The 25,656-nt window shown below is 71.1% G+C and carries 32 protein-coding genes and 2 pseudogenes; 15 read left to right on the top strand and 19 right to left on the bottom strand.

What is annotated here, in order from left to right:
* Nucleotides 1-158: 158 nt before the first annotated feature.
* Nucleotides 159-854, bottom strand: coding sequence for a hypothetical protein (locus tag ACIBQ1_RS17055; protein ID WP_397278427.1), 696 nt, complete (start codon nt 852-854; stop codon nt 159-161).
* A 219-nt stretch (nt 855-1,073) separates the two neighbouring features.
* Between ACIBQ1_RS17055 and ACIBQ1_RS17050 the strand changes: the two genes are divergently transcribed.
* The gene (locus ACIBQ1_RS17050; RefSeq protein ID WP_397278426.1) at nt 1,074-1,220 is read left to right on the top strand and encodes a hypothetical protein; all 147 of its coding nucleotides are present in this window, start codon (nt 1,074-1,076) and stop codon (nt 1,218-1,220) included.
* Between the two features lie 21 nt (nt 1,221-1,241).
* Here ACIBQ1_RS17050 and ACIBQ1_RS17045 read toward each other — a convergent pair whose 3' ends face one another.
* Nucleotides 1,242-1,769, bottom strand: a complete 528-nt coding sequence (locus ACIBQ1_RS17045) for an integrase core domain-containing protein (RefSeq protein ID WP_397278424.1) — start codon at nt 1,767-1,769, stop codon at nt 1,242-1,244.
* A gap of 105 nt (nt 1,770-1,874) precedes the next feature.
* On the opposite strand from ACIBQ1_RS17045, the gene ACIBQ1_RS17040 reads away from it, so the two are divergent.
* The gene (locus ACIBQ1_RS17040) at nt 1,875-2,195 is read left to right on the top strand and encodes a carboxylesterase family protein (RefSeq protein WP_397278423.1); all 321 of its coding nucleotides are present in this window, start codon (nt 1,875-1,877) and stop codon (nt 2,193-2,195) included.
* A gap of 349 nt (nt 2,196-2,544) precedes the next feature.
* A complete protein-coding gene (locus ACIBQ1_RS17035) occupies nt 2,545-2,751 on the top strand; it encodes a hypothetical protein (protein WP_397278421.1) in 207 nt (68 codons plus the stop codon).
* Nucleotides 2,752-3,001: 250 nt separating this feature from the next.
* Here the strand turns inward: ACIBQ1_RS17035 and ACIBQ1_RS17030 are convergent, their stop codons facing one another.
* From ACIBQ1_RS17030 to ACIBQ1_RS17015, 4 genes and pseudogenes are all read right to left on the bottom strand, one after another.
* The gene (locus tag ACIBQ1_RS17030; RefSeq protein WP_397278419.1) at nt 3,002-3,370 is read right to left on the bottom strand and encodes a hypothetical protein; all 369 of its coding nucleotides are present in this window, start codon (nt 3,368-3,370) and stop codon (nt 3,002-3,004) included.
* Between the two features lie 83 nt (nt 3,371-3,453).
* On the bottom strand, nt 3,454-3,912 hold the full coding sequence (locus tag ACIBQ1_RS17025) for a hypothetical protein (RefSeq protein ID WP_397278417.1): 459 nt from the start codon (nt 3,910-3,912) through the stop codon (nt 3,454-3,456).
* A gap of 365 nt (nt 3,913-4,277) precedes the next feature.
* The gene (locus tag ACIBQ1_RS17020) at nt 4,278-4,484 is read right to left on the bottom strand and encodes a hypothetical protein (protein ID WP_397278415.1); all 207 of its coding nucleotides are present in this window, start codon (nt 4,482-4,484) and stop codon (nt 4,278-4,280) included.
* A 91-nt stretch (nt 4,485-4,575) separates the two neighbouring features.
* A pseudogene (locus ACIBQ1_RS17015) lies at nt 4,576-4,818 on the bottom strand (bifunctional DNA primase/polymerase); the annotation flags it as partial.
* Nucleotides 4,819-4,884: 66 nt separating this feature from the next.
* Between ACIBQ1_RS17015 and ACIBQ1_RS17010 the strand changes: the two are divergent.
* The gene (locus tag ACIBQ1_RS17010) at nt 4,885-5,085 is read left to right on the top strand and encodes a hypothetical protein (RefSeq protein WP_397278413.1); all 201 of its coding nucleotides are present in this window, start codon (nt 4,885-4,887) and stop codon (nt 5,083-5,085) included.
* Between the two features lie 42 nt (nt 5,086-5,127).
* Here the strand turns inward: ACIBQ1_RS17010 and ACIBQ1_RS17005 are convergent, their stop codons facing one another.
* Nucleotides 5,128-6,318, bottom strand: coding sequence for a hypothetical protein (locus tag ACIBQ1_RS17005; RefSeq protein ID WP_397278412.1), 1,191 nt, complete (start codon nt 6,316-6,318; stop codon nt 5,128-5,130).
* Between the two features lie 545 nt (nt 6,319-6,863).
* Here ACIBQ1_RS17005 and ACIBQ1_RS17000 point away from each other — a divergent pair.
* Both ACIBQ1_RS17000 and ACIBQ1_RS16995 read left to right on the top strand, forming a co-directional pair.
* Nucleotides 6,864-7,007 (top strand): annotated as a pseudogene (locus tag ACIBQ1_RS17000) (helix-turn-helix domain-containing protein); the annotation flags it as partial.
* Nucleotides 7,008-7,189: 182 nt separating this feature from the next.
* Nucleotides 7,190-8,242 (top strand): hypothetical protein, encoded by a 1,053-nt coding sequence (locus ACIBQ1_RS16995; protein WP_397278410.1) that lies wholly within the window; start codon nt 7,190-7,192, stop codon nt 8,240-8,242.
* Between the two features lie 74 nt (nt 8,243-8,316).
* Here ACIBQ1_RS16995 and ACIBQ1_RS16990 read toward each other — a convergent pair whose 3' ends face one another.
* Genes ACIBQ1_RS16990 through ACIBQ1_RS16980 form a run of 3 tightly spaced genes read right to left on the bottom strand, consistent with a single transcriptional unit; the run spans nt 8,317 to nt 10,215 of the window.
* The gene (locus ACIBQ1_RS16990; protein WP_397278408.1) at nt 8,317-8,475 is read right to left on the bottom strand and encodes a hypothetical protein; all 159 of its coding nucleotides are present in this window, start codon (nt 8,473-8,475) and stop codon (nt 8,317-8,319) included.
* A gap of 35 nt (nt 8,476-8,510) precedes the next feature.
* Entirely contained in the window at nt 8,511-8,894 is a 384-nt protein-coding gene (locus ACIBQ1_RS16985; protein WP_397278407.1) for a hypothetical protein, read from the bottom strand.
* Nucleotides 8,887-10,215: a cytochrome P450 gene (locus ACIBQ1_RS16980; protein WP_397278405.1), complete on the bottom strand. Its 1,329-nt coding sequence runs from the start codon at nt 10,213-10,215 to the stop codon at nt 8,887-8,889. Before ACIBQ1_RS16980 ends, ACIBQ1_RS16985 begins: the two co-directional genes overlap by 8 nt.
* A gap of 68 nt (nt 10,216-10,283) precedes the next feature.
* Here ACIBQ1_RS16980 and ACIBQ1_RS16975 point away from each other — a divergent pair, with 68 nt between their 5' ends.
* From ACIBQ1_RS16975 to ACIBQ1_RS16960, 4 genes are all read left to right on the top strand, one after another.
* The gene (locus ACIBQ1_RS16975) at nt 10,284-10,814 is read left to right on the top strand and encodes a hypothetical protein (protein WP_397278403.1); all 531 of its coding nucleotides are present in this window, start codon (nt 10,284-10,286) and stop codon (nt 10,812-10,814) included.
* 42 nt (nt 10,815-10,856) lie between these two features.
* Nucleotides 10,857-11,228, top strand: coding sequence for a hypothetical protein (locus ACIBQ1_RS16970; protein ID WP_397278402.1), 372 nt, complete (start codon nt 10,857-10,859; stop codon nt 11,226-11,228).
* 49 nt (nt 11,229-11,277) lie between these two features.
* Nucleotides 11,278-11,856, top strand: coding sequence for a TetR/AcrR family transcriptional regulator (locus tag ACIBQ1_RS16965; protein ID WP_397278400.1), 579 nt, complete (start codon nt 11,278-11,280; stop codon nt 11,854-11,856).
* Between the two features lie 86 nt (nt 11,857-11,942).
* Complete coding sequence (locus ACIBQ1_RS16960; protein WP_397278398.1) at nt 11,943-13,094, top strand: MFS transporter; 1,152 nt, start codon at nt 11,943-11,945, stop codon at nt 13,092-13,094.
* Here the strand turns inward: ACIBQ1_RS16960 and ACIBQ1_RS16955 are convergent.
* A complete protein-coding gene (locus ACIBQ1_RS16955) occupies nt 13,054-13,530 on the bottom strand; it encodes a MarR family winged helix-turn-helix transcriptional regulator (protein ID WP_397278396.1) in 477 nt (158 codons plus the stop codon). The genes ACIBQ1_RS16960 and ACIBQ1_RS16955 overlap by 41 nt on opposite strands.
* 110 nt (nt 13,531-13,640) lie before the next feature.
* Between ACIBQ1_RS16955 and ACIBQ1_RS16950 the strand changes: the two genes are divergently transcribed.
* A complete protein-coding gene (locus ACIBQ1_RS16950) occupies nt 13,641-14,378 on the top strand; it encodes a phytanoyl-CoA dioxygenase family protein (RefSeq protein ID WP_397278395.1) in 738 nt (245 codons plus the stop codon).
* A 119-nt stretch (nt 14,379-14,497) separates the two neighbouring features.
* Here the strand turns inward: ACIBQ1_RS16950 and ACIBQ1_RS16945 are convergent, their stop codons facing one another.
* Together ACIBQ1_RS16945 and ACIBQ1_RS16940 are read right to left on the bottom strand one after the other, a co-directional pair.
* A complete protein-coding gene (locus ACIBQ1_RS16945) occupies nt 14,498-14,848 on the bottom strand; it encodes an STAS domain-containing protein (protein ID WP_397278393.1) in 351 nt (116 codons plus the stop codon).
* Between the two features lie 187 nt (nt 14,849-15,035).
* Nucleotides 15,036-16,118, bottom strand: a complete 1,083-nt coding sequence (locus tag ACIBQ1_RS16940; RefSeq protein ID WP_397278391.1) for an aldo/keto reductase — start codon at nt 16,116-16,118, stop codon at nt 15,036-15,038.
* A 153-nt stretch (nt 16,119-16,271) separates the two neighbouring features.
* On the opposite strand from ACIBQ1_RS16940, the gene ACIBQ1_RS16935 reads away from it, so the two are divergent.
* Nucleotides 16,272-17,219 carry an AraC family transcriptional regulator N-terminal domain-containing protein gene (locus ACIBQ1_RS16935; protein WP_397278390.1) on the top strand — a complete coding sequence of 316 codons (948 nt, stop codon included), beginning with the start codon at nt 16,272-16,274 and terminating at the stop codon, nt 17,217-17,219.
* 121 nt (nt 17,220-17,340) lie between these two features.
* On the opposite strand, the gene ACIBQ1_RS16930 is transcribed toward ACIBQ1_RS16935, so the two are convergent.
* Together ACIBQ1_RS16930 and ACIBQ1_RS16925 are read right to left on the bottom strand one after the other, a co-directional pair.
* Nucleotides 17,341-17,940, bottom strand: a complete 600-nt coding sequence (locus ACIBQ1_RS16930) for a TetR/AcrR family transcriptional regulator (RefSeq protein WP_397278389.1) — start codon at nt 17,938-17,940, stop codon at nt 17,341-17,343.
* A gap of 65 nt (nt 17,941-18,005) precedes the next feature.
* A complete protein-coding gene (locus ACIBQ1_RS16925) occupies nt 18,006-18,449 on the bottom strand; it encodes a CBS domain-containing protein (protein WP_397278387.1) in 444 nt (147 codons plus the stop codon).
* Between the two features lie 236 nt (nt 18,450-18,685).
* Here ACIBQ1_RS16925 and ACIBQ1_RS16920 point away from each other — a divergent pair, with 236 nt between their 5' ends.
* The gene (locus tag ACIBQ1_RS16920; protein ID WP_397278385.1) at nt 18,686-18,829 is read left to right on the top strand and encodes a hypothetical protein; all 144 of its coding nucleotides are present in this window, start codon (nt 18,686-18,688) and stop codon (nt 18,827-18,829) included.
* Here the strand turns inward: ACIBQ1_RS16920 and ACIBQ1_RS16915 are convergent.
* Nucleotides 18,826-19,983: an epoxide hydrolase family protein gene (locus ACIBQ1_RS16915; protein WP_397278383.1), complete on the bottom strand. Its 1,158-nt coding sequence runs from the start codon at nt 19,981-19,983 to the stop codon at nt 18,826-18,828. The genes ACIBQ1_RS16920 and ACIBQ1_RS16915 overlap by 4 nt on opposite strands.
* A 63-nt stretch (nt 19,984-20,046) precedes the next feature.
* On the opposite strand from ACIBQ1_RS16915, the gene ACIBQ1_RS16910 reads away from it, so the two are divergent.
* Nucleotides 20,047-21,009, top strand: a complete 963-nt coding sequence (locus tag ACIBQ1_RS16910; RefSeq protein ID WP_397278382.1) for a helix-turn-helix transcriptional regulator — start codon at nt 20,047-20,049, stop codon at nt 21,007-21,009.
* 11 nt (nt 21,010-21,020) lie between these two features.
* Nucleotides 21,021-21,605, top strand: coding sequence for an NADAR family protein (locus ACIBQ1_RS16905; protein ID WP_397278380.1), 585 nt, complete (start codon nt 21,021-21,023; stop codon nt 21,603-21,605).
* Here ACIBQ1_RS16905 and ACIBQ1_RS16900 read toward each other — a convergent pair.
* From ACIBQ1_RS16900 to ACIBQ1_RS16890, 3 genes are all read right to left on the bottom strand, one after another.
* Nucleotides 21,584-22,126, bottom strand: coding sequence for an RNA 2'-phosphotransferase (locus ACIBQ1_RS16900; protein WP_397278378.1), 543 nt, complete (start codon nt 22,124-22,126; stop codon nt 21,584-21,586). The genes ACIBQ1_RS16905 and ACIBQ1_RS16900 overlap by 22 nt on opposite strands.
* 164 nt (nt 22,127-22,290) lie before the next feature.
* A complete protein-coding gene (locus tag ACIBQ1_RS16895) occupies nt 22,291-24,423 on the bottom strand; it encodes an ATP-dependent RecD-like DNA helicase (RefSeq protein WP_397278377.1) in 2,133 nt (710 codons plus the stop codon).
* Nucleotides 24,424-24,474: 51 nt separating this feature from the next.
* Nucleotides 24,475-25,641 (bottom strand): acetate/propionate family kinase, encoded by a 1,167-nt coding sequence (locus ACIBQ1_RS16890; RefSeq protein WP_397278375.1) that lies wholly within the window; start codon nt 25,639-25,641, stop codon nt 24,475-24,477.
* Nucleotides 25,642-25,656: the final 15 nt, after the last annotated feature.

The following is a 25,656-nucleotide window of genomic DNA, read 5'->3' as shown; positions in this document are numbered from 1 at the left end:
CGCCAAGCTCGCCATCGACCCGCCCAAGCAGATCATCGAGCTCGCCCCCGCACGCCGCTGACCTGCACGAACGCCACCGCCTAGAGACACGCCTCACCAGCGTGTCTCTACGTGTTTCCCCAGGTCAACACACACATTTTCGCTCCAGCCCGAGCGAATTATGCGGAACGCAGGTGAAGGTCGCGGGGGGCACGGGAGAGAGTGTCCAGCATCTTCTGGCGCGGGTCGTCGGTGACCAGGTCCGACGCCCGGCCGTAAGCGTTCACGTGCGCGGCCACTGCCGCTCGGGCGAGCGGTCCAGCGCTGTCGCGGGAAGGCTCGAGCGGGTCCAAGAAGTCGTCAGCGCTGAGGCCAAAGGATTCACCGACGGCCCACAACATATCCAGCATCTGCACGGCGGCGAACTTGGCGCTCTCGGTGTACACCACGAAAGGGGGATCCCGTTCGTCGTCGTAAAGGGAGTCAAGGGGCGAGGATGCCGTGGCCTGGGCGATCACATCGCGCGCCTTGTCGCTGGCCGGAGCGGCGCTCTCATCGGTATACGCCGGCATCGCCCCAAGGTTCGGGGCACAAGGGCGTCCTGCCATGGAGGTGTTGACCTGCCCATTGAATATGGCGGTGACGAGAGGGTGTGGCCGCCCCGACAGGCCCCTGATCTCCGAAGTATCGAAGTCGTCGGCGACGAGCCCACGCGCCTGACCGGCAGCCCACATCGCTTTCAGCAGCTTTACGGCCGTGTCCTGCTGTGCTTTGACGATATTGTCGAGCTCCAGCGCCTTGTTTTGGTATGGCGTCACATCACCGCCGTACCAGTGCGTTTCATGCTCGATCATGTCCGCTGCCGCGTCGCTCATGACGGTCCCCTACCTCCCGCAGTTCGGCGAGCAAGCCGGGAAGATCCCCGGACTTCATACATACCGCGCGAATACCACCTGCGGAAGTCGTTGCCCGGCCGCACCTCGGCGCGCTCGATCTGGCCGCGTCGCGGTGACCAAGGAGGGATGCGCACGCCGTTGACTTAACGTGCAATTGCGTTCAATCCACATCGCAGGCCGCATCCCTACCGTGTCGGCATGACTGAACCCGCTTCCGTCCCCCTTGACCTGACCCCCGCCATGATCGAGCCGCTCGGGCGCCAAGCCCTCGACCTCGTCATCCGCCAGGTCGCCGCCCTGCCCGACGCCCCCGCCAGCGATTACCGTGTGCCGCTCGAGTATTGAGTTACGTGGCTTGAACTGCGGTTATGCGGCGTGCTGGTATTCGCTGATCATGCCTGCAACGACGGGTTTTCGGCGAATGGATCGCAGGTCGTCGAGGTCGGTCACGTCGCGCTCGGGCTGCATTGCAGTGTCCGGAGGTCGTTGTTGCCGGGACTGGTGCGGCCGACGCCGGTTGTAGTGGATCAGGTACTCGTGGAGCACGAGGGCCAGGTGGGGTTCGTTGAGGATCAGGATCCGGTCCAGGAGCTCACGGCGCAGAGTGCCGATGACCCGCTCGCAGATGGCGTTCATCCTCGGCGTCTGCGGCAGCGTGGTGATGGTCCGTAGCCCTTCAGCTGTGAAGACCTCACGAAAGGCAGAGGTGAAGAGCGGGTCCCGATCGTGGATCAAGAACCGCAGCCCGGCAACGCGGCCACCCAGATTCATGACCAGGTTGCGGGCCTGCTGGACCGTCCATACCCCGGTCGGGCACGCGGTCACTCCGGCCAGGTGCAGTCGCCGAGTGCCGTGCTCGATGACGACCAGCACATACAGCCGTTTGAGCAGCACTGTCTCGACTACACAAGCCCTTCACCAACCGGTAGACAAGCGACAACAACACCCCGCAATGGCCGCAGCCGCCGCCCTGATCGCGCCGCAAAACCCCAGTTCGCAGTGCGAAACTGTGTTTTCGAGCGGGACACCCGCAGGACTATCCGACCGGCGTCTATCACGCCGGCGCTCCAGTACCTGTTCTCCGGCGCGTACGCGGGCCACGCCCTCTCGCCCGAGCAGCGGCAACTGTCCGACCAGATGATCAGCTACTGGACGCGCTTCGCCCACGCCGGCAACCCCAACGGCGACCAAGCGCCCGCCTGGGCGAAGTACCGGCCGGCCGACGGACAGGTGCTGGCGCTCGCCCCTGGCCAGGACGGCATCAAAGAGGTGAACCTCGACCGCGAGCACCGCTGCGACTTCTGGAAATCCGTCGAGTGAAGGAGATAGGGAGAGCAAGGTGCTCATCGGCGAACTGGTCCGGCGAGGTACTCGTGGTCTGGCCGGACAGCGCTACTGAGACGGTCGCCCAGGTGCCCGGTGCGCCCTCCGGACTGGGCCGGGCTCCGACTGGCAGCAGGCCATCTGCCACAAGGTCCGTGACCTCGTGGCAGGGCCTGGACGTTGCGGTCGCCGTCGCTACCGCTAATTTCTGCTTACTTCCTCTTCGGCACATCGCTGACAATTGACGTCAGGGAAGTCGCTAACGTCAGGCCCGTGGAAGACGACGTCGAGCAGCAACGACGGCAGCACCACGTTCATCGAGGTTAGATCCTGCTAGGGTCCAGCGATGGCGATGGTCGACGTATACGACCGCGCCTACGAGGCGGCCGCGGCCGAGCTGTCGCTCAGCGCGGCGCAGGCATGTGTGCTCGGGCGACTCGATGAGCGACGCGGCATGGGCGCCTTGGCGGCATGTTCTGCGACGATGAGCATGCTGTCAGCTGTCACGTCGGCGACGCTACGCCTTCCACAAGTTCCTCGTCTCCCGCTCTAACCAGGCGCTATGTCTTCGCAGACAACCTCGCCGACCGGCCCTCCAGACCACGGGGAATCGAGGAGAAAGGTCATGCCCCCGCTGCCTACTGTGCCGAGGTCAGAGGCACGACTGTCCCTTTCTCCCATACTTGGTCTGCCCCCTCTGCGACGTCGGGCGCGAGCGTCAAGCACCGGCGCGCCCGGCGGGTAGACCGGGATCGAGTCGCAGTTCAACGCCTGGTTACATGTTCCTCCCTATTACGTGTTCCTCAACCCTGATCCTGGGTGGCCTGGGCTAGTGCGGTGACGATCAGGCGGCGCTGCTGGTCGTTCATGAAGACGAGGTTGAAGCGTTCTTCTGCGAGCGTGATGGCGAAGTCGAGGAGGGCCTGATTGGCGACGGCACGGCCGTCGCCGACCGGTGCGTCGAATGCGCCGCTGTCGAACGAGTCTCGGGCGTTCTCCCAGTCGATGAGTGCCATGTCCTGATCGATGCTGTCTGTCACGCAGGCTTCGAGGAACTCATCGTTGTCGAGCCACGCGCTCTGAGGGTCGGCGATGAGGAGTTCGACGGCGGCGATCCGATATGGGGCGGCGTCGCGTGCTCCGGCGCGGAGGCGTTCAGCGAGAGTGCTCATGCGGAGATTGTTTCACCGCGCTCGGGGGGTGAGGGGTTGACGTTTCCGGCGAATCGCCGGAATTGCCCTGTATTGCCTTTATGTCAACCAAGCGAACCAAGATCCATCTCAGCGCCAACGGGTGCCCTCAGGCTCCTCGACCCTGTAAGACCAAGGGCGCCTCCCCACTCGTTTGGGCCGGGCGACGCGATTCTTACCACCAGGTCGATGGCGCCGCCCTTGAAAACGACATGGGCGCGCCGGAATTCCAGGTCGAGGTCCTCGACGTTGAGGGTGAGGACTTCCTCGGCACGGGCGGCCGTGTCGTACAGGAGCCGCCACAGCAGTCGTTCACGCAGAGCATGGCCGGTGTCGGTGAAGAGCGTCTCCAGTCGGGTGCGCGGGATGGAGCGGTCGCCGCGGCGGGCGGGTTTGCGGCGCTGCAGGCGGCGGGCGGGGTTGGTGGCGAGGATGTCCTGGCGCTGGGCCCAGGTGGTGGAGGAGCACAGGGCAGATAGGTGCCGGTTCCAGGTGGCGGCGGCCGCGGTCTTCCAGCGGTCCATCACCGCGGCGTTCGGGGATGAGTCAGGCGCCCTGCGGCGCGATAACGCTGGATCGAGCGTTTCCGCAGGTCGCGTTGCTCGCTAACAGGCTTTATGTCAACCGGCTGCCCCTTCCAGCCGTACTTGGGCTGTGGGCCTACCCGGCGTGGGACGAGGTCGTGGGGCCCCGTCCATGCGGCGAGGGGTCTGTGAGCCCCGACCCGGCCGTAGCCGTCCGGAGGCTCCGCGTGCCTGCCAGCCATCAACTCAAGGGGGATGGCGTCGCGCGCCAGCGGGGCCAAGTCGCTGTCGACCCGGATGGATGGCCAGTGAGCGTCGGCCATGCTGGCGCCGCAGGGGGCGAGCCTCTTTTGACGTGGTGTAGATCAGTTGCGAGGCTGCCGCTTGGCCAAGCCCCGTCCCCCAATGACGGCGACAATCAGGGCGACGATGACCACTACCGGGCCGATGACCGCCCAAGCGGTGACGCCGCTCATCACGCTGCCGCCGAGAACGCCCAGCCCTTGCAGCGTCCACACCGCTCCCAGCAGGGCGAACAGCACACCGACGACGAGCAGGATCCATGCTTTCACTGCTGATCTCGTCTCTTTTCGGGAAGGGGTCACCGCTCAGTGTGCGCACCCTGCCGGCGAAGAGGCAAGCCCGCCATCGACTCACAGGCGGCTATGTTCGGCCACAGGCGAGCGTGTCCGGCCACGGCCCGACATGCTCCGCGCAGGCGGCGGTGCCGTCGACGGCGCCTTTGACGTCCAGGTCGACGCCGAGCATGTTCGAACGCCAGCAGCCGACGCCGATGTTGTCACCGGCGCACCAGGTCCTGGATAGCGCGTCGGGGTCGGTGGTGGCGGCGCTGTGCCAGCCGGGGCCCAGCAGGTGTTTACCGCCGATGGCTAGCATCTGGAGTGGATAATGCCGTCGCCGAGCTGGTGGGGGCCGGGGCGGAACTCAGCGGATAACAAGGACGGGGCGAGCGTGGAGACACCCGAGGGCCGGACGGGCCGACCGGAGATCGATCAGTGGCTCGACCGCGCCGACGCTCAACAGCGGGCCCTGGCCGAGCTCGAGGTGGTCAGCCGCGCTGAGAACCTCGTCGCCCACGCCCGGCATACCGATCTGGCCACCGAGCACAAGGCCCTGCACGGGATAAAAGGCCATTATCACGTACATGAATGATCCGGCTCGGCGCACCCGGCGTGGGCGGCTTGCCGGGTGTGGTCAATCGTGGGCGGACAAGCCGGACACGAAGCTCCGGGCAGTCCGGATGAGGGACTTACGGAGGGCGGCTTCGTCGAGGTTCGGTTTCTGATAGCCGGGGGCGTCACGGGGGCCGCCGCCGACGTTCGTGCCGTCGTAGGTGAACGTGATGAGGCGGTCGCCGGCCAGGACCCGGACCTCCTCGGCGACGGCGAACGCCCTGTCCCCGAGGCCGGTGAGGCGCTTGATGGGCGCCTCCTTGGCGTAGTAGCCGGCCTCGATGTCGAACCCGGCCTTAAGATCCCGGTGGTAGAGGCGCCTGGCGTCGCTGACGCGGACGAGCAGTTGGCCGCAGCGGGAGGCGATGTCCCCAAGTTGGATCACTCCGCGGCCGCAGGGCCTGTCTGCCTGCACGACCCCGTCGCGGATTTTCCAGGTGCAGGCGGTCTGGCCGGCGTCGCCGTCGCCGCCCACTTCCGTGACGGAGGGGAAGAAGGCCGAGGTGACGTCGGTGGTGGAGATGGCTCCGCACGGCTGGCCGTCATCGGGGGCAACGGTGCTGGGGTCCTTGGCCATTTCCGCGGTGAAAACCTCGGCGAACCGGTCCGCGCCGCGGCGAAGCTCGGCTTCGGTGGGTAATGCGCCGTCACGCTCTTTGCCTCGATATGTGATCGTGATCAGCCAGGGCCCCTGCCGGATGACCATTTCGGCGTTGCGAGAGCCGGACTGACCGGTCTTGGTCACCGTCCGGCTGTACGCGGCGTCGCCGTGATCCGCTGTCACGGGTGGGGTGTACGCTCTCCAGTCCGGCTTTTCGGCCTGTTTCGCGGCCTCCGCCTTGCTCTTGTCGAACAACTGCTTGGCGTGCTCTGTCGCGGTCTGGGTGACCGTGCCGTACGCCTGGACGATCACGCTCAGCGAACGAGGGGCGCCGGGGTACCAGTTGCACATCCCCCAGGCCACAGTGGCGGTCGCGACATTGTTGCTCCAGTTCAAATCGTTGCTGAACATGTCTTCGGGGAGCAAGGACACCCGGAGCGACTTGGGGACGGCCGCGCAGACCTGGGCCCCGGTGATGGGGCGTAGCCGGTCGGGGGCGACGGGAGCGGGGGCCGGGCTTACGGCCGCCGCAGTGGGGGTGGGGGCCGCCGGGGGAGTGGCGGCGCCGCCGGCCAGGGTGGTCGCGAGCAGGAGGATGAGGGCAATTCGCATCGCAGCTCCTTGAGGGGACGAAGGTCTTGGCTGGCGGTACGACGGCTGACCGCGCGACGGAGGAATCGAAGGCTGAGGCCAGATGGCCTGGGCCGTGGGTTCACGGCCTCGCTGATCTTCCAGGTGCGGCGGGTCGGCCCTGCGCTCGCCATCTACGGGTACGGCACCAACACCGGGATCCGGGCCGTGGCCGCCGGTGGCCATGCCCACAACGAGGACGACATCCGCCATGTACGGCGCCGCTACCTGACCCCGCAGATCGCCACCGACATCGCGATCGGCGCCACCCGGTCAACGCGCTGCGGACCCTGGTCGACGCCTCTCAGACGGTTCTCAACAACATCAGACCTTCGAGCCTTGCACAGCACCTGCTCAGAGGTCCTAGCGGTAGCGCATCATCAACGACGAGATCGAGCGGCAGGCAACCGCCATGGCCACTGCGGCCGCCGACCTCCCGCTGTTGCTCTGCCGGTTCCGCGCCACCCCCACCGGTGGGATGAGCGTCGGGACCGTGCTCCCGCGGCAAGCTCAAAGGACGCCAGCCCAAACTCACCACGCGCCAGCAGGCCGAGCTGGTGCGCATGCACTCCACCGGCGAGTACACCATCGCCGAGCTGATGGAGGTGTTCTCGGTCGGCCGGGCGACGGTCTACCGGGTGTTGGAGCGGACCCGGGACGCGGCCGGATGAGCCCGCGTTCCTGGGCAGCCTGGACGTCTCGTTCACCGTGCTCGAACCGCCGGAAATGCGCGACCATCTTCACCGGCTCGCCGAACGCTACTCGCGCCTGACAGGCGGACCGTCCATCACATGATCATCTCGATCGCGCGGATCCCGCCAGGGCCTGGCCGGTGACGCTACTGTCGCCGGTCATGACCGATTCGCCGCCCTTCGCCGTCCTCGAGGACCTGCTCGGCTGCCGCACCGACGACCCCCGGCTGGTCGAGCTGCATCAGGCCTACGGTCTCGACGCGCCCGCAACGTTCTCCGACCGGTACGGCGTGGACGCCGAGGGCGTGGACGAGTGCGGATGGTCGCTCGTCTACAAGGCCACCGCGCGAATTCCCGGCAGTTACCCCCCGCCTCGGGTGCGCGGCCGGGGTAAGTTGCTCGGCTACCTCACGCAGATCGACATCGTGGACGGCTACACACCGCCGCTCCGTGAGGGGATCACCATCGAGTTGTCCGAGCCGGAGGCGCGTGCCCGGGCGCTGGAGAGCAGGGTCGCCGAATACGGCAACATCGTCCACGTGCTGGAGCGCGACGAGCGCACCATGCTCGAGGCGCGCTATCACGGCGACGGGCGCTTCATCTGGTTCAGCCTGAGGCTCAACGAACTGGACGAGGACGACCCCGAGCTCCTGCGAGCAGCCGAACAGGTGCGTGTCACCTTCCCGGTCCGGACGATCCCGGACTGGCCGGAGCCGGATGTCAACGAGCCGTTCCCCCCGGCCCTGCAAGCGTTGAACGCCTACCAGGACGCGCCCGGTTTCGGCGAGATCGACTTCGAGATGCTTGACCGCTTCGACCCGGGTTCGGTGACGGCGAACGGGCGCACCGACGCCGAGCGGGAGTTCCGCGTGTTCGCCATCAACGGCAGCGGCTCGCAGATCGCCTTCTGGCTCGTCCACGAGGGCCTTCCGGCCGAGCAGCAGCCGGTCGTCTTCCTAGGCGACGAGGGCGATGTCGGCGCGGTCGCCACAGACCTCTGTGATCTGCTCTACCTGCTCGCCTCCGGCAACGGCCCTTTCGAGGTCATCATGTTCGGTGTGGACGAGGACGCCGAACCGCAGCCGGGCATCGCCGCGATCGCCGAGGTCCACTTCGACCGCCGCGAAGGACGCACTCCTGAAGCCATCCTCGCCGACGCGGCCGCCGAGTATTCCGACGTTCAGGACCGCATCGACGTCCTCGGGCGGTGGTGACCGGCCTCAGGTCACGAGGGAGTCGAGGAACCAGGCGTCGACCACGCCGTCATCGAGGCCGCGACTGACACGGCTCACGTTGGACGCGACCCACCGATCCAGACCGTGACGTCACCGAAGTCGACCTCGGCCCCGGCGCCGGCCCGGTGCGTCTGGGAGATGAACGCCTCAACCGGTCCCCAGCCGACCTCCACCCGGATCCGCGGCTGGCGCTCGGCGACGTAACGCCGCACCGATCCCGTAGGCCCGGCATCTTGAGGCGGCCACCTCACCTCAGCAGCAGGCTCCGGGTCAGCTCGTACGGCCTGGCCGGGCTGGTCGGCTCCCACCGGCCGTCCGGCCCGGGTTCGGCGAGGCCGTGCTCGCGCAGCAGGCCGAGCACGGCGGTGACCAGGCCGGCGGGGCGTCCCGCTGGGCCGGCCAGCTCGTCGAGTGCGGTGGCGAACCGGTGGAGCTGGGCCTGCCAGGCCTCCGGGAGGAAACGTTCGTAGCGGAGCTCGCGCCACGCCTCGCGCAGCCGCTCGATCCGCTCGCCCGCGCGGGCCGCGATCACCTCAGGGCCGGGCATCCCGGGCGGCGGGCGGTCCGGCCCCTGCGGGGCGGCGCGCAGCCGGGCGTGATGCAGGGCGATCGGCGGGCGGTCGTCAGGCATCGGGCCTGCCGCCGAACGGCCTCGGGGCGACCGGGCCGCGCGGCACCGCGACCACCGTGCAGCCCCGGTCGGGGTGGTGGGTGATGGCGACGCGGTTCATCCCCTCGTCGCGCGGATCGGCGGCGGAAAGGATCACCCGGCGGGTGACGACGTGCAGGAACGTCGAGATCTGCAGCAGAGCGAACTGCCTGCCCACGCACACGTGCGGCCCCGTCCCGAACGGCAGCCAGCTGTACGGGGCGGGACGCCCCTCCAGGAACCGTTCGGGCCGGAAGACCATGGGGTCGGCGAAGTGCCGGGGATGGCGGTGCAGTGCCCGCAGCGCCACCAGCAGGTTGGTGCCGGGTTCGACCCGGTAGCCGCCGAACGTGAGCCGTTCGCGGGCCACGCCCAGCGGCACGGTCGACGTCGAAGGACGCAGGCGCAGCGTCTCGCAGGCGACCGCGGTGGCGAACCGGTCATCGTCGCCGCGCAGGGCCTCGGCGGTCAGCCGGTGGAGCGCGGACGGGTGCCGTACGAGCCGCTCGACCGCCCAGGCCACGCCGAGCGCGGTCGTGGTGTGCCCCGCCAGCAGCATGGTCATGACCTGGTCGACCAGCGCGTCGTCGTTGAGCCGCCACCCCTCGGCGGTGCGCGACGCCATGAGCAGGCTCAGGACGTCGTCGCCGGTCTCGCCGTCGTGGCGGCGGGCGATCTCGCCCCTGACCAGCTGGACGCAGCGGGCGCGCAGCCGCTGCGCGGAGGGCCAGAGCCGGATGGCGCCCAGCCCGCGCAGGGCGAAGCGGACCATGAGCTCCTCCGTCAGCGCCACGTGCAGGAGCTCCCGCACCACCGGCAGCCACACCTCCAGCCGCCGCCGGTCCAGCCCGAGCAGCGAGCGCAGCGCGATCTCCAGGAGCGACTCCCACAGCAGCGGCAGCAGCGCGAACGGCATCCCGGCCGGGAACTCCTCCACCGTGCGCCCGGCCACGTCGGCCACGATGGCGCGGTGGCGCTGCACCGACCGGCCGCCCAGGAGCGGCAGCACCAGCTTGCGCATCCGGTGGTGGTCGGCCCCGTGCTGCGCGAAGATCGACCGCGGCCCCCACGCCGCGGCCGTGGGCCGCCCCTCGAACGGGTTCAGCCGCGCCGTCATGACCTCGCCGATCAGCGCGGGGTCGCGCATGAGCGCCACCCGCCCGACGCCCGGCGCCCAGAACCCGAACACGTCGCCGTAACGTTCGAAGGCCCGGTCGAGGAGGTGCTCGCCCCGCACGAGGTAGGCGGGCAACACCAGCGGGGTCAGCCAGCCGGGGCCTGGGACGGGACGCGCCTTGCTCACCCGCCGATGGTAGGAGGGGGTGCCCGCCCGATGCCTCGTGCAACGCCGGGAGCAGGTAAAACGGGAGTGTGAGATTCGGCGTGCGGCAGTTCGAACTGTCCTTGATGCACCGGATGCGCGATCTCAACCCCACGCGGGTGGAGCAGGCGCTCCTGGTCATGGACGCGTCCAGGGCGGAGCTGCGGGCCGCGCACGCCCAGTGGACGAGGATGCTCCACTCGCCGAGGGCGCCGAAGACGCTCCGGCCGCTGCTCGGCCGCCCCGCGTACGAGGGAACGACCGCCGTGGGCAGCCTGACCTGCGGCGTGTCCCGCTGGGCCCTGCCGTCCTGGCCCGGCCTGGAGTTCGAGGTCCTGTCGGGGCCCGGCGGCGAGACGTGGAACCAGTGGTTCGTCCGCCCCGAGGGTCCCAAGGCGCTGTCCTTCGCCGAGCTCGCGCCCTGGAGCTGCGTGGTGGCCGACGTCGGCGCGAGCTTCCCCGGCGCCGTCCACCAGGAGGGCCAGGCCCCGCACCATTGGGCGGTCGGCTTCGAGCACGGCGGCGCGACGTACCGCGCCCGATTCGTCTACGGCCTCTGCCAGCGGGTCGACGCCCGGTAGCCCGCCGCCCCCTCTTCGTAGATCATCGGCTGGAAGGCTTCGATGATCTCCGAAGAAAAGGTGACGAACATGCTCCGCGCCCTCGCCGTATCGGTGGCCGCCGGGATCCTCTCGCTCGGGGGAGCGCCTCCGGCTCAGGCGGCGATCACCTGCCTGCCGGAAACGTCCGTCTGCCAGGAGGTCCGCGGGGTGCCCGGCGACCGCTACTACTGGTTCGAGATCCAGCCCGCGCCGGCCACGGCCGTCTTCACCTTCACCGTGAACGGCGTCCTGACCCCCGGCTCCCTCACGACGAGCACCGCCGGCGGCGCGCTCGAAGGGGACTTCCGGCCCGCCGTGGTGCTGGTCGGCGGGGACGAGGTGTGCATGCGCGTCAGCACCCTGAGCGGCGAGTACTGCGCCACCACGCCCTAGCCTGAACCGTTCTTTACTGATCTGTACAGAATCCGGTAGCCTCCCTCCCATGGGCAGGCCGCGAGAGTTCAGCGATCAGGCAGTCGTCGACGCCGCGATGGAGGTCTTCTGGGAGAAGGGGTACGAGGCGACCTCCACCCAGGACCTGTGCGAGCGCACCGGGCTCGGCCGCGGCAGCCTCTACAACGCCTTCGGCAGCAAGCACCGCCTGTACGAGGAGGCGATCCGCCGTTACGCCGAGACCAGGGCCGAGGCGCAGCTGGCGATGCTGGCCGAGCCCGGGTCGGTGCGCGAGCGGCTCAGGGACCTCATGCTCGGGGTGATCGACGCCGACATGGCGGACCCGGGCCGGCGCGGCTGCCTGGCGCTCAACGCCGCCACCGAGTCCAGCGGGCGCACCGAGGCGGTCGCGGGGCTGGTGCGGCGGCAGTTCACCGACCTGGAGCAGGCGCTCCTGCGGCTGGTCGAGATCGGCCAGAGCACGGGCGAGCTGTCGTCGGACCGGCCGCCGCGGCAGGTGGCGCGGGCGTTCCAGAGCGCCTACTACGGCCTGCGCGTGCTCGCCAAGGTCACCGACGACCGCGACGCCCTCCTCGACGTCGTCGAAGGGGCCGTCGCGGCCCTGTAAGCAGACCCGGGCCGCGCGCCGTCGAGCCGCGGCCCTTTTGCCGCCCTAGTTCTGTACTGATCTGTAAAGAAAGAGAGTGGAGATCGATGAGACCCAACTTGCCGTCGCTGATGTTGTGCGTGTTCGGGATCACGACCGGCGAGTTCGTCATCGCCGGCATCCTTCCCGGCATCGCCGCCGACCTGGCCGTCTCGATCCCGGCCGCCGGGCTGCTGGTGACGGCGTACGCCATCGGGATGATCGTCGGCGGCCCCGTGCTGACGGCCCTCACCGCCCGCTTCCCGCGCAAGCCGCTCATCCTCGTGCTGCTCGGGATCACGATCGCCGGGAACCTGGCCTCCGCGTTCGCCCCCGCGTACGGCGTGCTCTTCGCGGCCCGGATCGTCACGTCGCTGGTGACGTCCACGTTCTTCGCCAACGCGATCGTCATCGCGGTGTCGGCCGCCGCGCCGGGCAAGCAGGCGTCCACCGTCTCCAAGCTCGTCTTCGGCATGAACCTGTCGATGATCCTGGGCGCGCCCATCGGCACGTTCATCGGGAACGCCCACGGCTGGCGGGCCACGTTCCTGGCGGTCGCGGCCTGCTGCGCGGTCGGGCTCGCGCTGGTCGCGCGGCTGGTGCCGGACGTGCGCGAGCCGTCGGGCGGGGCCTCGGCCATGAGCGAGCTGCGCGTGCTCCGCGACCGGGACGTGCGGCTCGCCATCGCGGTCACGGCCGTGGGCAACGCGGGGCTGCTCATGGTGTTCACCTTCTTCGCGCCCCTGGTCACGGACGTCACCGGCTTCGCCGGCGGCGCGGTGGCGGCGCTCCTGCTGGTGTACGGGGTGGGCGCGGCCGTGGGCAACTTCGTCGGCGGCCGGCTGTCGGACCGGGCGCCGATGCGCTCGCAGCTCGGGCTGCTGGGCGTCCTCGCGGCGGTGCTCGTCCTCATGTGGGCGGGCAGCGGCAACATGGCGGTGACGGCGGCCATGGTGTTCGTGCTGGGCGCGGCGGGGTTCGCGGTCATTCCGGGCATGCAGGCGCGCGTCCTGGCCACCGCCTCGGCGGCGCCCACCCTGGCCATGGCGGTGAACGCCTCCGCCTATCAGCTGTCCGCCGCCTTCGCCGCCTGGCTCGGCGGGCGCGTCATCGACGGCGGGCTCGGGCTGAGCTCCCTCTACGTCGTGGGCGCCGCCGTCACGCTGGCGGGCGTCGCGGTCAGCTCGTACGCCTGGCGTCGCTCCCGCGTACCGGCCTGATCCCGGCGAAGGCGGCGCGGACGGCGTCGGCGATCTGGCGCTGGATCGGGTCCGCCTCCGGGCCGAACAGCAGGTCGTCCACCCCGGACACCGCGCCCTTGGCCGTCTCCAGCAGCCGCGCGCCCTCGGGCGTCAGCTCGATCGTCGACGCCGACCCGGCGCGGGCCGTGCTGTCGCGCACCAGCCCCGCCGCGACCAGCGCCTTCACCGCGGTGTGCGTGCTCTGGACCGTCGTGCCCGACATCCGCGCCAGCTCGCTGAACGACGCCCCGGGCACGCCGGCGATGTGACCGAGCAGCCCGAGGCGGCTGACCGTGAGGTCGAACGGGGCCAGGGCGGCGGCCAGCTCGGTCTCGATCCGGCGCGCCAGCGTGAGCAGGACGATCGAGGGGCTGGTCACGGGCGGACCGGGGCGATCGGCGTTCTCGGTGGTCACCCCGCCAGTCTCCCGCACCCGGCCGCCCGCCTAGCACCGCCCCGCCTGCCTGAACCGCAGGATGGGAATCACTGAGAGGACGGCACGGGGCGGACGCGCGGGAGAGTGCGATGACCGATTCGGCGATGGTGCGGTTCTACCGGGACAACGGCTACCTGCTGGTCAAGGGGCTGCTGAGCGAGGCGGAGGCGCGGGTGTACCGGGAGGAGTGCCACGCGGTGCTCGGGCGGCTGCGCCCGTCGGACCCCACGTGGGGGAGCGCGCGGGAGATCGGCGGGGCGGAGACCGAGTTGCGGCACTGCCACGACGTGCAGTTCCACTCGGCCGCCTTCGCCCGGCTCATGATGGACCCGCGCTTCACCGACGTGGCGGCCGCCGTGATGGGCTCCGGGAACGTGCAGCTCCACCACACCAAGATCTTCGTCAAGCCCGCCGGGAAGGGCTCGCCGTTCCCCATGCACCAGGACGCCGCGCACTTCCCGCACACCCGCCACACGGTGGGCGCGGCGATCTTCCACTTCGACGACGCGCCCGAGGAGAAGGGCTGCGTGCGCGTGGTGCCGGGCAGCCACCGGTACGGGCCGCTGCCGCACGTCGAGGTGGGCGGGTGGCACCTGCCGCTCGCGGAGTGGCCGCTGGAGTCCGCCGTCCCGGTCGAGGCGGAGGCCGGGGACGTGCTGTTCCTCAGCTATCTCACCGTGCACGGGTCCGGGGTCAACCGGGCGGACGAGGCGCGGACGACCCTGCTCATCCAGTACCGCGACCCCGAGGACCAGCCCGCCGACGACGTCCACCTCTCCCGGGGCCAGGGGATGATGCTCCGCGGAATCGACCCGACGGCCGCGTAACGCCATGCCGTGCTGCTCCTGGCCGTGGTGCTGGTGCCGCCGGCCGTATGCCGGCCACCAGCCGCGACGCCGAGCTGCTCGGCCGCTGGGCGGGCGGAACCCGCCCGGGTGGAGCGTTCCTAGGAGGCCAGGGCGGCGGTGATGGCCCCTTCGACCGTGTCGTGCACGGGCATGTGGGCCATGACGCCGGTCAGCTCGAAGAGCCGGGTGGGCACGGGCTGGACCGCGGCGAGATGGACGGCGCCGCCGTTCTTGAGGCAGTTGGTGGCGCAGGTCAGCAGCACGTGCAGGCCAGAACTGTCCATGAACGGCACTTCCGACAGGTCGAACACCAGCTGCCCGACGGGCGACGGCTGGACCTGCGCGATGTAGGCCTCGAGCTGGGCGCGGTTCGCGGCGTCCATCTCGCCGATCACGGCGATCACGGTCACCCCGGGCAATCGCTGGTGCGCCAGCCTCAGTCGCGGCATCTACGCCTGCACCGCGGTCGCGCGGCTTAAGGTGACCATCAATGAAGAATAATGCGCCGGAGCCGTCGGCGATATCCCGGGTTTTCCTCAGACGAAAGCCCCGGATGACGGGGCCGGCGCGCTCAGTAGCGGACGGGGCTCAGTACGCGGACGGGGCTCAATAGCGACGGGCTCAATAGCGACGGGCTCAGTAGCGGACGGGGCTCTGCGCCAGCGGCGGATAGACGGCCGACGGTTCACCGTCCACCGTGGCCCCGGCGAACTGCAACATCGCGCGCAGCGCTCCGTGCATCGGCGCGGGGTAGTTCAGGGTGGGGGCCGACACCTCGTCCAGCACGCGCAGGTGCTCCGGGCCGAGGGGCACGTCCAGCGCGGTGAGGTTGTCCTCGAGATGGCGGACCCGCCTGGCCCCGAGGATGGGCACGACGGTGCCCGGCCGGGAGCGCAGCCAGGCCAGCGCCACCGCGGCGGACGTGGTGCCGAGCTCGCCGGCGACAGCGGTGACGGCGTCGATGACCGCGAACTCCTCCTCGCCGGGGCCGCCGACGAAGGCCGTGCGGGCCGAATCGGCGACCTGCGCGCCGCGCCGGTACTTGCCCGACAGGAAGCCGTTCCTCAGCGGGCTCCAGGGAACCAGCGCCATGCCCTGGTCGAGCGCGAGCGGCGCGAGCTCGCCCTCGACGGTGCGGGCCAGCAGCGAGTACTCCACCTGCAGCGCGATCAACGGCGTCCAGCCCTTCAGCAGCGCCGTCGTCTGGGCCTGCGCGGTGACCCAGCCAGGGGTGTTGGAGAATCCGAGGTAGCGGATCTTCCCGGCGCGGACGAGGTCGTCGAGGGTGCGCAACGTCTCCTCGATCGGCGTGTGCCGGTCCCAGTTGTGCAGCCAGTACAGGTCCAGGTAGTCGGTGCGCAGGCGGCGCAGGGTCTCGTCGAGCTGGGCCCGGATCGAGGTGCGGCCCGCGCCGCCGCCGTTGGGGTCGCCGGGGAAGAGGTTGCCGAAGAACTTCGACGCCAGCACCACCCGCTCGCGCCGCCCTGGGCGGGCGGCGAAGAAGTCCCCGAGGATCTTCTCGGAGTGGCCGTTGGTGTAGAAGTTGGCGGTGTCGATGAAGTTCCCGCCCAGATCGAGGTAGGTCGCCAGGATCTTCTCCGACTCCTCGACGCTGCAGCCGGCGCCTCCCGGATCCTCCCCGAACGTCATGGCGCCGAGCGCGAACGGGCTGACCCGCAGCCCCGACCTGCCCAGGGTGACGTAGTGATCAAGCGGCATGAGAGCCCCTCCTGTGCTTCGGATCTCGTCCCCACCATGCAAACGCGACCCACCCGGCCGGCGGTAGACCGATCCGCGCGGGGGCTTGCACGATCCTCTCGACTTCGCCTGGATCGTCTTGCCTCGGCGGGGTCGCGGATGCTTCCGTGAGGTGTGCGTACCACCTCCCAGTACCTCGACGAGCTGCGCGGCCTGATCGCGGCCCACGCGCGGGCGGACCTGCGGACGTCGATCGACGGGCTGCTGTTGTCGCAGGTGGGGACGTCGGCGCCGGACTATTCGCTGACCGAGCCGCTGCTGGTCGTCATGGCCCAGGGCGGCAAGCGGCTCCTGCTCGGCGACCGGGTGTACGAGTACCGGGCGGGGCAGTGCCTCGTGGTCACCGCCGACCTGCCCGTCACCGGTCACTTCATCGGCGCCACCCCGCGGACCCCGTCCCTGGGCATGGGGCTGGTGCTGCGCCCGGCGGCCATCGCCCCGCTCCTGCTGGAGGCCCCGCTCTCGCGGTGGTCCCGCACCACGGGCGGGCTGCCCGCGATCGCGACCGGCGAGGCGGGCCTGGAGCTGCTCGACGCGGCGGTACGGCTCGTGCGCCTGCTCGACCACCCCGCCGACGGGCCCGTGCTCGCCCCGCTGATCGAGCGGGAGATCCTCTGGCGCCTGCTCACCGGCCCGCACGGCGGCATGGTCCGCCAGATCGGCCTGGCCGACAGCAGCCTGGCCCACGTCAACCGGGCGATCGGCTGGATCCGCGGCAACTACGCCGAACCCATGCGGATCGAGGAGCTGGCCCGGCTGGCCGGCATGAGCCCGTCCGCGTTCCACCGGCACTTCCGCGCCGTCACGGCGATGAGTCCCTTGCAGTTTCAGAAACGCATCCGGCTCCAGGAGGCCCGCGCGCTGCTGATCGCCCGTCCCGACGACGTCGCCGGCGTCGGGCATCTCGTCGGCTACGACAGCCCCTCGCAGTTCAGCCGCGAATACCGACGGCTCTTCGGCGCCCCGCCCGGCCAGGACGCGGCGCGCCTGCGCGCCGATTCAACCGCCGACTCCACCGCCGAGCCCGCCGCCGGCCCGTACGGTGTCCGTCAGCTGCCGTGAGGCGCGTCGAACGCGGCGGGCCGTGCGGCTCGAACAGTGGTGTTCAAGTTAGCACGCATGAACCGTACCGGGGTAGGGCTTGATGGACGCCGGGAGGGCCGCGCGACGCGGGCCGGTGGGACTACGGCCGGGCAGGCGTGAGCAGCGAGAGCATCGTCTTGACCAGCACCGGCTCGACCTCGTCGGGCGCGAGCCGCCCGGCCTCGCGCTCCTGCGCGGCACTGTGGATGATTGAGAAGAACGTCGTCACCAGCCACGCCGGCGGCAGGTCCGTACGGAAGCCGCCCTCGCGCTGCCCGCGCACGATGAGCCGCTCCACCCGCCGCAGCGGCTTGTCGTGATGCTCCCTGATCCGCTCCGTGGCCAGCACCCGGTCGGCGGCCACGAACAGCCGCCGGTGCCGATCGAGCACCTCCCACGACGAGCGCAGCAGCCGCGCCATGGCCTCGGGCGCGGGGGCCGTCTCGATCGAGTCGTCCGCCAGCACCGCCTCCGCCACCTCGACCGCGTGGTCGCACACCGCGTCCACGAGCGCCTCCCGCGACGGGAAGTGGCCGTAGAGCGTCACCCTGCCCACCCCGGCGGCCTTGGCGATGTCGGCCACGCTGGCCGTGGGATCGGCGCTGAGCAGCCTGGTCCCGGCTTCGAGGATCGCGGCGATGTTGCGCTCGGCGTCCGCGCGCCGGGTGGGTACGGGCTGTCGTGCCGCGGTCCTGGCCATGCGACCACCCTACGACGACACCCGCCCTCCTCCGGGCACCTCGGGCAGGCAGGCGCTCGCGCGGGTCACATCTCCAGGACGTGGTCCAGCAGCGACTGCAGCGTGACCGCCCCCACCAGCCGGCCCGCGTCGGTCACGGCCACCAGCGGGCTGCGCGTACGCGCCATCAGCGCCGCCAGCTCCAGCACGGTCGCCTTCATGTCGGTCACCGGCAGCTCCTTCGGCTGCTCGGGCAGGCATTCCCGGACGGTCCGGCCCCCGAGCCGCCGCAGGAACAGGTCGGCGTGGGCCTCGTCCACCACCCGGGCCAGCGCCGGGTCGTCCTGGCAGTACGCCGGCACCGCCAGCCGCAGCACCTGGGTGCCGGGCAGGATGCTGAGGGGACGCCCGTCGGGGTCGACCAGGATGAGCCCCGGCAGGTCCCGCTCGGCCAGGAGCCTGGCGGCTTCCAATGCCGGGGTGTCCAGAGTGACCGTCGGGAAGTCGACGGCGAGATCGCGTGCGCGCATCAGTGGCCTCCGGCGCCCAGCCTACGTCGCCCCCGCCGTACTGCGGCGAAGGTCTTTCGAAGAGGGCGGGAGGCGTCAAGAACGCGAAGTTTTCGCGTCAAGGAGGCGTAAGTGCACTGGCATCACCCGGGCCTGTTAGGGTAATGCGCGGTGCGCCGGGAAGCCTGGTCGGCCGGGGTGTCGGCCGGGGTTCGACGGGGGGCGTTCTCGATGCGTGACCTGTGTGGCGGGGCCGGATGATGAGCATGATGCCGTCGTTCTTGACCCGTTTCCGGCACCCCGCCCAGGTCGTGGCCGCCGAGACCGAGCTGTCCTACGGCGACGTCGTCCTCGTCTCGGGCCGCACCGAGCAGGTCGAGCGCTTCGCTGAGCTGCCCTAGCGGGGTGTCAGGGACCGGAAGAACTCGCGCAGGTCCGTCACCAGCAGGTCCGGCGTCTCCAGCGCCGCGAAGTGGCCCCCGCGGTCGAACTCCGTCCAGCGCACCACGTTGTGCACCCGATCGGCGAGCGGACGCACCGAGTAGTCCGTCGGGAAGACGGCCGCCGCGGTCGGCACCGTTCCCCGCTCCTTGGGCGCCCACGCGCCGAAGTCGTTGAACCGCTCGTAGTACGTGTGCGCCGTGGAGCCCGCCGTCTGCGTGAACCAGTAGATGCTGACGTCGGCGAGGATCCGGTCCCGGTCCACGGCGTCCTCGGGCAGCTTCGCCGCGGGATCCGTCCAGTCCTTGAACTTCTCCACGATCCAGGCGAGCTGCCCGGCCGGCGAGTCGTGCAGCGAGGCGGCGATGGTCTGCGGCCGGGTGCCGTGCAGCTGCAGGTACGCCCCGAGCTTGTCCTGCCATTCCCGCATTCCGGCCAGCCGCGCCTGCTCGGCCTCCGTCAGCGACCCCATCACGGCGGGGTCGGGGAAGGTGAGCAGCCCGTTGACGTGCACGCCGATGACGCGGTCGGGCGCGGCCCGGCCCATCAAGGGGGCGATGAAGGCGCCCACGTCCCCGCCCTGGACGCCGTACCGCTCGTACCCGATCCGGGACATCAGCTCCACGAGCGCGGCCGCCGTGCGGCCGTCCGTCCAGCCGGTGCCGGGCAGCGGGCCCGAGAAGCCGTAGCCGGGCAGCGACGGGATGACCAGGTGGAAGGCGTCGGCGGCGGCGCCGCCGTGCGCCACCGGGTCGGTGAGCGGGCCGATGACGTCGAGGAACTCGACGACCGAGCCGGGCCAGCCGTGCAGGAGCAGCAGCGGGGTGGCGTCCGGCTCGGCCGAGCGGATGTGCAGGAAGTGCACGTCCGCGCCGTCGATCGTGGTCGTGAACTGCGGGTACGCGTTCAGCGCCGCCTCCTGGGCGCGCCAGTCGAAGCCGTCGGCCCAGTACTCGGCCAGGCCGCGCAGGTAGCCGGTGGGCACGCCGCGCTCCCAGCCGGTACCGGGCAGCTCGGGGGCCCAGCGCGTACGCCGGAGACGGTCGCGCAGGTCGTCGAGGTCGGCCTGCGGGACGTCGATGTGAAAGGGCGTGATCTGGGAGGAGTTCGTCATGTCGTCGACGGTAGAAGGAATTGGTGACAGGTTCCGGCACCGATAGCAGGCAGAATGACCGTCATGTTGGAGACCTCGGCGCGGCTGCTCCGCCTGCTGTCCCTGCTTCAGTCGCGGGCTGACTGGAGCGGTGCCGAGCTGGCCGAACGCCTTGAGGTCGGCCTGCGTACCGTGCGGCGCGACGTCGAGCGGCTGCGTGAGCTCGGCTACCCCGTGGACGCCACCCCCGGCGTGGCCGGCGGCTACCGGCTCGGTGTGGGCGCCGCGCTGCCGCCGCTGCTGCTGGACGACGAGGAGGCGGTGGCCGTGGCGATCAGCCTGCGCACCGCCGCGACCGGCAGCGTCGCCGGGCTGGAGGAGGCGGCGCTGCGGGCGCTGGCCAAGCTGCACCAGGTGCTGCCGTCGCGGCTGCGCCACCGGGTGAGCGCGTTCCAGGCGGCGACGGTGCCGCTGGCCGGCGCGGCCGTCCCCGAGGTGAACGCCGACGTGCTGGCCGGGCTCGCCGCCGCCTGCCGCGACCGCCGGCGCCTGCGGCTGCGCCACCGGGGGCGGGACGGCGTCACGGCGCGCGAGGTGGAGCCGCACCGGCTGGTGCACACGCCGCGCCGCTGGTACCTGCTGGCGTGGGACGTGGCCAAGGACGACTGGCGGACGTTCCGGGTGGACCGGATCGAGGGGCCCCTGGGGGAGCCGGGGGCCCGCTTCGTGCCGCGTACGCCGCCCCAGGAGGACGTGGCCGCGTACGTCTCGCGCGCCATCACCTCCGCCCCCTACCGCTACCAGGCGCGAATCCTCTTCCACGCGCCCATGGAGGCGGTCGCGCCGCGCACCTCGCCGGAGGCCGGGCGGCTGGAGGCGGTGGACGCGCGCACGTGCCTGTTCCTGGCCGGCTCCAACTCGCTGGACGAACTGGCGATCCACGTCGCGGCCAAGGGCTTCGACTTCGAGGTGCTCGACCCGCCGGAGCTGGTGCCGGTGCTGCGCGAGATCGCCGATCGCCTCGGGAGGGCGAGCTCGCGAGCGTAAGGTATGGGGACATGTCCGACGAACTTCCCATGACCGTGGACGAGGCCGTCGCCGCCGAGCGGTCCGGCCGGCGCGTCAAGTACCTGTACTTCTGGGGCCACCAGCCCGCCCGCGACGGCGGCGTCGGGCCGGGTTGCCTCAGCCAGTGGTGGCCGGTCACCTTCACGGAGGACGGCCACACGTACGGCTCGGCCGAGCACTACATGATGGCGCACAAGGCGCGGCTGTTCGGCGACGGGGAGAGCGCGGACAAGATCCTCGCGGCCCGGCACCCGGGCGAGGTCAAGGCGCTGGGCCGCACCGTGCGCGGTTTCGACGAGCCCACATGGGACGCGCACCGCTTCGGCATCGTGGTGCGCGGCAACCTCGCCAAGTTCGGGGCGCACGAGGACCTGGCGGACTTCCTGCTCGGCACGGCGGGCCGGGTCCTGGTGGAGGCCAGCCCGGTGGACCGGGTGTGGGGCATCGGGCTGGCGGCCTCGGACGAGCGGGCCGCGTCCCCGGCTGCGTGGCGGGGCGCCAACCTGCTCGGCTTCGCGCTGATGGCCGCCCGCGACACCCTGCGCGCCCGGCGTCAGGAGGGGAACCGCAGGTAGCCTGGCGGCACGCGGTCGGCCAGCCACACCCCGTTGGCGCTGACCCGGAACTCGTGCCCGTCGGCGTGCATCGCCCCGGCCGCCACCACCAGCACCACGGGAACGCCCCGCCGCGCTCCGACCCGCGTGGCCGTCTCCCGGTCGGGCGACAGGTGCACGTCGTGCCGGCTCATGGGCCGCAGCCCCTCCTCCTTGATCGCCGCCAGGAACCGGCCCACGGTGCCGTGATAGAGCACCTCGGGCGGCTCCACGGAGGGCAGGTCGAGATCCACCGGCACCGAGTGGCCCTGGCTCGCCCGGATCCGGCCGTCCTCGATCGCGTAGCGCCGCTTGTCGTTGGACTCGACGACCTTCCACAGCTCCGCGGCCGTGATCGGGAACCCGTGCTCGGCCGCCGCCCGCAGCAGCGTGTCCACCGGCACCCATCCGTTGGGGTCCAGCGTGAGGCCGATGCGCTCCGGGTCGTGCCGCAGATGTCTGGCCAGGTATTTGGAAACGCGTATCAAACGCCGCTCGTCCATCACCGCAATGATCCCGCGCCCGTCAAGCGGGTTTCGGCGTGATCGGCCCCCGGATGTCGCAGCCCGCCTGCGACGCCCCGCAAAGTTGGCCGCCAGGCCCGCCACCTGGCCGAGCTTCTGGCCATCTCGCTGTCCCGCCCGAGCTCCGGGGGACCGCCGAGAGGCTAGCCGTCCAGGGCGAGGGCTAGCCGGCGGGCCAGGCCGGTGTTGCGCCGGTGGCCGATCCGGTGGACCGCCAGCTCCAGCGCCTCCCGCTGGCCCACCAGCACCACCCACGCCTTCGCCCTGGTCACCAGCGTGTAGAGGAGCTTGCGGCGGAGCATGACCCCGCCCGACTCGGCCACGATGGGCGCCACCACGAACGGGTATTCGCTGCCCTGCGAGCGGTGCACGCTGATCGCGTAGGCGTGGGTCAGGTCGTCGAGCTCGTCGAAGCCGTAGCGCACGCTCTCGCCGTCGTCGGTGCGGATCTCGATCGTGCGCTCCTCCGGCACGACCGCCGTCACCGTGCCGGTCTCCCCGTTGAAGACGCCCTTGTCGTAGTTGTTGCGGATCGGCATGACCCGATCGCCCACCCGGAACACCGACGGGCCCGACCAGTGCTCGGGCTTGTCGTCGGCGGCCGGGTTGAGCTGGTCCTGGATCAGCCGCCCGAGCGCCGTGGCGCCCGTCTCGCCCTTGCGCATCGGGCACAGCACCTGCACCTGGCCGGGCTCGACGTTCTGCTTGCGCGGGATCGCCACCATCGCCAGGTGGGCCACCCGCCGCGCCACCTGGGCCGGGTCGTCGAGCTCCTCGAACCAGAACCCGCCCCCGGCCGTCCTGACCGGGAGCCGGCCGGCGCGGATGCGGTGGGCGGCGTCGATGATGCCGCTGCCGCCCGCCTGCCGGAAGACGTGGGTGAGCTGAACCCTCGGGACCGCCTCGACCCGCAGCAGGTCGGCGAGCACGTCGCCGGGCCCGATGCTGGGCAGCTGGTCGCTGTCGCCGATGAGCAGCAGGTGGCTCCCGGACGGCACGGCTGCGGTCAGCCGGGTGGCCAGGTGGAGGTCGAGCATGGACGCCTCGTCGACCACGATCAGGTCGGCCTGCGACGGCGTCTCGTCGAACAGCGTCTCCGGGTCGGGATCGGGCTGCCGGGCGAGCATCCGGTGCACGGTCATCGCCGGCAGCCCGGTCAGCTCCGACAGGCGCTTGGCCGCCTTCCCCGTGGGCGCGGTGAGCGTCACCGTGCCGCCCGCCGCCCGGACCGTGGTCGCGACGGCCTTGACCGTGTGGCTCTTGCCGCACCCGGGGCCGCCCGTGATGACGGAGACGGTGCTGGTCAGGGCCATGTTGACGGCCGCCTGCTGGTCCTCGTGCAGCCCCGGGTCGTCGCGGAAGGAGCGCAGGGGGAGCGTCGAGCGGGCCCGCATGAGCCGGGTGAGCTGCTCGGTCAGCGCCGCCTCCCTGCTGTGCACGTGCTTGGCGTACGCCACCGCCACGCCCGGCCGGTCGGGGGCGGCCTCCACGACCACCCGGCGGTCGGCCACGAGCGCGTCGATCATCGGGTGCACCAGGTCCTGGTCCTGCTCGATCAGCTCCGCCGTCTCCCGCACCAGCGCGGGCACCGGCACGAAGCAGTGGCCGTCGCGGCTGCCCGCCGCCTCCAGCCGGTCGAGCAGCGCCGCCTTGACCCGCTGCGGGCTGCGCTCGGGCACCCCCGACTGCAGCGCGATCTTGTCGGCGATGCGGAACGCGATCCCCCGCACCCGCCCGATCAGCCGATAGGGGTCCGTGGCCAGGACCTCGTCGGCGTCCTGCCCGAACACCTGGTAGATCTTGGCCGCCAGCAGCGGGCTGACCCCGAGCCCCTGCAGCGTCACCATCAGCGCGGCGATCGCCTTCTGCTCCTGCCACGCCTGGACGATCTGCCCCTGCCGCAGCGGCCCGATGTTGACGACCTCGGTGAGCCGCCCGGGCTCGCTGTCGATCACCTTGAGCGTGGCCTCGCCGAAGTGGTCGACGATCGCGTACGCCAGCCGCGGCCCGATGCCCCTGATCAGCCCCGATCCCAGGTAGATCCGGATGGCCCGGACCGACGAGGGCACGATCCGCTCGCACCCGCTGACCGCGAAGCGCCGCCCGTGGCGGGGATGCCGGCCCCACTCGCCGAAGAGCCGCAGCGTCTCGCCCGGCTGCGCCCCCGCGAGCGCCCGCCCAGTGGCCACGAAATCGGGCTCGCCGTCGGCGCTCATGCGCGCGACGGTGTATTCGTCCTCCCGGACGTAGACGAGCTGCTCGACCGACGCCTCCACACCAGAGATCCAACCACCCGTCACCGACAAAGCGTCACATGCGCGGGAGCGTCATTCGTCTTCTTCCGCGAGCACGCGCAGGCATTCCCGGGCCAGCTGCAACTCCTCGCGCACCTGCACCACCATGACCGGAACCGCCGCGTCGTACGCGCTGACCGGCCCGTCGTCGTGGCGGTTGCCGAGCGCGGGAGGCTCGATGCCGAGCAGCCCGAGGCGGGCGCAGACGGCCTCGCGCACCTCGGGCTGGTCCCAGCCGATCTCCCCGGTGAACACCAGCGCGTCGATCCGCCCCAGAGAGGTGGCCGCGGCGGCGATCTCCCTGCTCACCCGGTGGCTGAACACGTCCAGCGCCAGCTCCGCGGCCGAGTCGCCCTCCCGGGCGGCGGCCACCAGCTCGCGGGTGTCCCCCGAGAAGCCGCCCGACAGCCCGAGCAGGCCGGAGCGGCGCTCCAGCCCCTCGCTCAGCTCCGCCACCGTGAGACGCCCCGAGGCCAGCAGCCACATCAGCATCCCGGGATCCACGCTGCCCGAGCGCCTGCTCATGGGCACCCCCTCCAGCGGGGTGAAGCCCATCGAGGTGTCCAGGCTGCGCCCGCCCGACACCGCGCACACCGAGCATCCGCCGCCCAGATGCGTCAGCACGAGGTCCAGCTCCGCCGGCGGGCGGCCGAGCAGCTCGGCCACCCTGTCGGCCGCCCACGCGTACGACAGGCCGTGGAAGCCGTAGCGGCGCAGCCCGTACCGCTCCCGCCAGGACAGCGGCAGCGGGTAGACCGCGGCCTCCTCCGGCAGACCGGCGTGGAAAGCGGTGTCCGGGCAGAGCACGTGCGGCAGGGCGGGCAGCTCCGCGCGGGCCGCGTCCAGCAGGGCCAGCGCGGGCGGCAGGTGCAGCGGCGCCAGGCTCGTCAGGGCGCGCAGCGCCTCGGCCGTCTCGTCGTCGGCCACGGCGGGGGCGCGGACGAGATCACCGCCGTGCACGAGGCGGTGCGCCACGGCGCGGATGCCGCGCCCGAAGTGCCCGCCGAGGAACGCCGACAGCTCCTCCCTGGCCGAGCCGGGGTCCAGGGCGCGCTCGGTGCGCACGCTGTCCAGCACGCAGCCGCCCTCCACCATGTCCAGGCGGAAGCTCGACGAGCCGGCGTTGACGGTCAGTATCGCCGCCGACTCCGTCACCTGCTCGTCGATCGACACCCCCATGCCCGCTCGGCTACCCCCCATCACAGCGACAAAACG

The organism is Nonomuraea sp. NPDC050153 (assembly GCF_044460125.1).
Classification (GTDB): Bacteria; Actinomycetota; Actinomycetes; order Streptosporangiales; family Streptosporangiaceae; genus Nonomuraea.
Note: the sequence above shows the minus strand (reverse complement) of the source record. Positions and strands in the feature narration are given on the sequence as shown.